The following is a 3,009-nucleotide window of genomic DNA, read 5'->3' as shown; positions in this document are numbered from 1 at the left end:
TGTTTTAGCTAATTTCAAATGACTTAAAGTTGATGGAGTTGCCTGTCCGTAAATTGACGGATATACTTTCCTTAAGAGTATTTAAGGAGAACGGAAAGGGACCCTTCCAACCTCAAAGTTCGCGCAGAGCGATTGGAAAGGGTCCCCTACTAAATTAATTAGCATGGTAATTGTATCAGACTTTGAATTGGAATGGAATACCGAAAAGAATATTTTTCGTTCGGAGTATGGAGAAGAGTATATGCCCCATCTGCATGGGGGAACTTAAAGTCATCGGATCTAGGAAGAGAAAGATGATTGATACTGGAGGAGAGACTGTAAGACTTGTAGTGCGACGCTTGAGATGTATGAATGAAAACTGTCGCAGGATACATCACGAACTGCCTGATGTTGTTGTTCCCTACAAAATGCATACAGCCGCCACCTTCGAGAAAATCATAGCCAATGACTTCCTGGATACCCCTGCAGAAGAGTCCACCATCGCAAGAATCAGGAAATGGTTCATTGACAGAGCTGACGCTCTGGTAGGAGGCTTGTTAAGCATATATACTGCACACTTTCAGAGTTCCGGGATTGGACCGTCCGATCTGCCCGGATCCATACTCGGCAGGATACATTTCTTTGTGGAGAAAAGTTCGGGCTGGCTGAAGAGGCTTGTCCGGATACTGGTGAATAATAACAGATGGGTACATACCCGGTTGGCGTAGGTGTCCGGAAAGATATTGCATAGAATCATGTCATAACCTAAAAAAATGGAGGTATGACATGAAAGACAAAGAGAAAGCTCAAGACATTGCAACCCAAAGGGCCATGCTTATTGCGCCCCTTCTTTCCCACGACCTGGATCGGGGAGAAGCCCGAATGATCAGAGAAAGGATCTGTCGCGAGACAGGACTTTCCGAAAGAACGATCCGACGATACATTTCGGATTACAGGACCAAAGGATTCACCGGTTTGATTCCGAGAACCAGATCCAGTGAATCAGTGAGAGCCATCCCACCCCATGTCCTTGAGGAAGCCATAAAGCTCCGTAAGGAGGTACCCAGCAGAAGCGTCGCCGAGATCATCAGGATCCTCGAGTGGGACGGTCTGGTTTCCAAAGGGGCCATCAAGAGAAGCACACTCCAGGAGAACCTGCAGGAAAAGGGGTTCAGCGGAAAACATATGGCCATCTACAGTTCCGGCGGCCTAGCCACCAGACGGTTCCAGAAGCGGAACCGTAACAAGCTCTGGCACTCCGATATCAAATACGGATGCTATCTGCCCATAGGACCCGGCAAGAAGCTGCAGCAGGTCTATCTAGTGGCCTTCCTCGACGATGCCACCAGGATGATTCTCCATGCGGAGTTCTATCCGAATCTGACCCAGAACATTGTGGAGGACTGTTTCCGCAAATCCATCCTGAAGTACGGTGTTCCCGATGCCGTGTATTTCGACAACGGGAAGCAGTACAAGACCAAGTGGATGGGAAGAACCTGCGCAAAGCTCGGCGTACGCCTGCTTTACGCAAAACCGTATTCACCCGAAGGAACCGGAAAGATTGAACGGTTCAACCAGAACATCGACCGCTTTCTTGATGAATACAAAGTGGACAATGGCATCAGAACTCTAGAGCAGATGAATGAGCGCTTCTGGATCTGGCTGGAAGAATGCTACCAGAACAAGCCCCATTCCGCATTGAACGGAAAGAATCCTGTAGAAGCCTACAATCTTGATCCCAAGCCTCTGAAATTTCTTCCTGTGGAAACCGTCTCCAACGCATTTCTCCATGCTGAGAAACGAAGAGTGGACAAGAGCGGATGCATCAGTTTCAGCAGTGTGAAGTATGAGGTGGGTCTTGCCTATGTAGGCCGGGAAGTGGATATCATCTATGATCCGAGCAATACTGAGATTCTCACCGTTGAATATCAGGAAGATCATCCCATCAGCGCAAAGAAGCTCAACATCGGTGAGAAAGTCGGAGAAAAGCCTGTTCTTCCGGAATACCTGACTGCCCTAAAGCCTACGGCTTCAAGACTGCTGGATGCTGCAGAAAAAGAGAATGAGAAGAGAAAAGAGAAGACCTCTGCCACAGCCATATCCTTCCGACACATGAGAAAGGAGGGTGGCGGCAATGTATGAAGAGTTCTACGGGTTCGCAAGAACCCCGTTTTCACGGGATATCCCGCCGAAGGACCTCTATCAGTCCAGCACACTCTCGGAGACGCTGGGCAGGCTCTTCTATGTTGCCGAGCGGCAACTGTTCTGTGTCCTCACAGGGGAATGCGGTACGGGTAAGACCACCGCTGTCAGGCGGTTCAAAGAGGAACTTGATGGTAGCAAGTATACACTGATGTATATTGCAGACTCGAAACTCACTCCCAGAAACTTCTACAAGGGAATCCTGGATCAGCTGGGTGCAGAGTCGAAGTTCTACCGTGGTGATGCCAAGAGGCAGCTGCATAAGGAAGTCGAACTTATGAAGGGACTCCACAAGAAGCAACCTGTAGTTGTTGTCGATGAAGCGCATCTGCTGGATCGGGAAATGCTGGAGGAAGTCCGCTTCCTGCTGAACTTCAAGATGGATGCCGTGAGTCCCCTCGCTCTGATTCTGGTGGGTCAGACAGAGCTCTGGGACAAGCTGCAGATGCAGTCCTACACGGCCATACGACAGAGAATCGATATCCAGTGCAAGATTCATCCCATGGATCATTCCCAAGTACGTGAGTACTTGAGCAGCCACCTGAGCTATGCCGGGACAGACCGCGACATCTTTACGGACGAAGCAATCGAAATGATCTACAGATTCTCCGGCGGATCTGCGAGGCTGGTCAATAAAGTCTGTACCAGCTCTCTGATCTATGGATCCCAGAATGGGAAGAGAATTATTGATGACCACATGATCAAGCTGGTCATTAATGGAGAATTGACTTAATGAAAATGGCAAGCCCAAAAAGCTTGCCATTCTCTCCAGCAGTTTGCGGACACTGGACACCGTCAGTTTTCAGACATTTAAATTCAGCATTAACA

3 protein-coding genes are annotated in these 3,009 nt (G+C 48.8%); all 3 read left to right on the top strand.

Translation table 11 applies throughout. The annotated features are described in order from the left end of the window. Positions 1–227: 227 nt before the first annotated feature. From RTX25_RS14410 to RTX25_RS14400, 3 genes are read left to right on the top strand one after another with little or no spacing between them, the layout of a single operon-like run. A complete protein-coding gene (locus RTX25_RS14410) occupies positions 228–707 on the top strand; it encodes a DUF6431 domain-containing protein (protein ID WP_312654607.1) in 480 nt (159 codons plus the stop codon). A 58-nt stretch (positions 708–765) separates the two neighbouring features. Beyond that, the gene (locus RTX25_RS14405; RefSeq protein ID WP_312654606.1) at positions 766–2,121 is read left to right on the top strand and encodes a DDE-type integrase/transposase/recombinase; all 1,356 of its coding nucleotides are present in this window, start codon (positions 766–768) and stop codon (positions 2,119–2,121) included. After that, positions 2,114–2,914: an ExeA family protein gene (locus RTX25_RS14400; protein WP_084234476.1), complete on the top strand. Its 801-nt coding sequence runs from the start codon at positions 2,114–2,116 to the stop codon at positions 2,912–2,914. The genes RTX25_RS14405 and RTX25_RS14400 overlap by 8 nt, the downstream gene beginning before the upstream one ends. Positions 2,915–3,009: the final 95 nt, after the last annotated feature.

Origin of the sequence: Proteiniclasticum sp. (assembly GCF_032054185.1) — a bacterium.
Lineage (GTDB): Bacteria > Bacillota > Clostridia > Clostridiales > Clostridiaceae > Proteiniclasticum.
This window is presented reverse-complemented; position numbering and strand designations above follow the sequence as displayed.